The following is a 1,250-nucleotide window of genomic DNA, read 5'->3' on the forward strand; positions in this document are numbered from 1 at the left end:
TGGCGCATTTCGTCCGTGACACGGTGCGCGAAGGGCTCGACCTTTCGGCTATTATCGACAGCTACACCGAGGAGCGCGGCTATCCGCCCTACCATCCCGGCATGATGGTGGCCCTGCTTCTCTATGGCTACAGCCGTGGCCTGTACTCTTCGCGTCAGCTCGCCCGCGCCTGCGAGGAGCGGGTCGACGTCATGGCAGTGACCGGCCTGAACCGGCCGGACTTCCGGACCATCGCCGACTTCCGCAAGCGCCACCTCGTGGTCCTATCGGACCTGTTCGTGCAGGTGCTGCGTCTGTGCCGGGCGGCCGGTTTGGTCGAGTTCGCACACGTGGCGGTCGACGGGACCAAACTGAAGGCGAACGCCTCGCGCCATAAGGCCATGAGCTACGGGCGGATGAAGACGACGGAGCCTGCGTTGGCCGCCGAGGTYGCACAATGGCTCGATCAGGCGCGCGACACCGACGCGACCGAGGATCAGGTTCATGGCGCGGACCGACGTGGGGACGAGACACCGGACTGGATGGCCGACAAACAGCGTCGGCTGGAGAGGATCCGAGCTGCCAAGGAGACGCTGGAGGCAGAGGCTGCCGATCCGCCGGATCCGGAGGACGAGAGCGGACCAGGCGCATCGTCGGGCATGCGCTGGCAGGGCCGGGCGTTGCGGAGCGAGGACGGTGGACCGCCCGACCGGGCGCAGCGCAACWTCACCGACCAGGACAGCCGCATCCTGCCCACGCGCGACGGGTTCGTGCAGGGCTACAATGGCCAGATCGCGGTCGATGCCGCCCATCAGATCATCGTGGCCCACCGGTTGGTGACCAACTCCGCCGACTATCGCGCCCTCGTGCCGCTCATCGACGATGTCCGCGTCCATCTTGGGCGCAAGCCGCGTGAGGTCTCGGGCGATGCGGGCTTTGCCAGCGAGGTGAACCTGGCCGCGTTGAAGGAGAGAGGGATTGCGGGCTACCTCGCCCCAGGCCGTGCGCGCCACGGCGAGGGGAACGCGGTCGGGCGCCGTAGACTGACGAAGATGCCCTTGATGAGCGCTATGGCCGCACGGCTGAAGCGGGCTGGCCGCAGGAGCCGCTACCGCCTCAGGAAGCAGGTGGTCGAGCCSGTGTTCGGGCAGATCAAGCAAGCCAGAGGCTTCCGGCAGTTGCTCCTGCGCGGTCTCGATCAGGTCCGAGGCGAATGGGCAATGATCTGTACCGCTCACAACCTCCTGAAGCTTGCAAAAGCCTCAAGATGA

The 1,250-nt window shown here is 66.6% G+C and carries 1 protein-coding gene; it reads left to right on the plus strand.

The features are described from left to right. Positions 1–1,250, plus strand: a 1,250-nt coding sequence (locus tag AC1DGP_RS35215) for an IS1182 family transposase (protein ID WP_476833290.1), incomplete at its 5' end; no start/stop codon positions are given.

The sequence above is a fragment of the Allobosea sp. 05T433 genome, from assembly GCF_056396065.1.